The organism is Oleiphilus sp. HI0079 (genome assembly GCF_001635105.1).
In genome coordinates this window covers 1-831 of record NZ_LWFT01000978.1, presented here as the reverse complement: position 1 = coordinate 831, position 831 = coordinate 1, and the positions used below count along the sequence as shown (strand labels likewise).

At 49.7% G+C, this 831-nt stretch carries 1 protein-coding gene; it reads right to left on the bottom strand.

The features are described from left to right. Positions 1 to 27 precede the first annotated feature (27 nt). Positions 28 to 831: phosphate ABC transporter permease PstA (pstA, locus tag A3750_RS17900; RefSeq protein WP_068548538.1), on the bottom strand; the 804-nt coding region annotated here is incomplete at its 5' end.

Here is an 831-nt window from a genome sequence, read left to right as displayed (position 1 = left end):
AATACTAATTTCGGATGAGCGCTTGGGTTACATCTCAAGCGCTTTGTATTTTTCACGTAGTCTGTTGCGAATCGCGACGGCTGACAAATTCAACAGAGCGATAACCGCCACCAATAAAAGTGACGTTGCATACACGAGTGGTCGTGCTGCTTCTACGTTCGGGCTTTGAAATCCAACGTCATAGATGTGGAAGCCCAAGTGCATGAATTTTTGGTCTAAATGCAGGTAAGGGTAGTTACCATCAAGTGGAAGCGAAGGCGCTAGCTTTACCACACCAACTAACATCAAGGGCGCAACTTCGCCTGCTGCTCGCGCAATGGCCAGTATTACACCGGTCATCATTGCTGGGCTTGCCATTGGCAAGATAACGCGCCAAAGCGTTTCTGCTTTGGTGGCACCCAGCGCGAGACTACCCTCGCGAATAGAACGCGGGATACGAGAAAGACCTTCCTCGGTAGCAACGATAACAACAGGCAAAGTAAGAATTGCGAGTGTAATTGACGCCCAGAGCAAGCCACCGGTGCCGTAGGTTGGTGAAGGTAATGCTTCAGGGAAAAACGCCTGATCAATGCCCGAACCCACGAAATAGATGAAAAAGCCCAGCCCGAATACACCGTAGACAATGGAGGGTACACCTGCCAGATTATTTACTGCGATGCGAATAATACGCGTCAACGTTCCCTGATGGGCATACTCTCTCAGATAGACGGCCGCGATTACACCGAATGGTGTCACGATGATCGACATAATGATCACCATTAATACCGTGCCGAAAATAGCCGGGAAGATACCACCTTCGGTGTTCGCTTCGCGTGGTTCGTCGCTTACAAA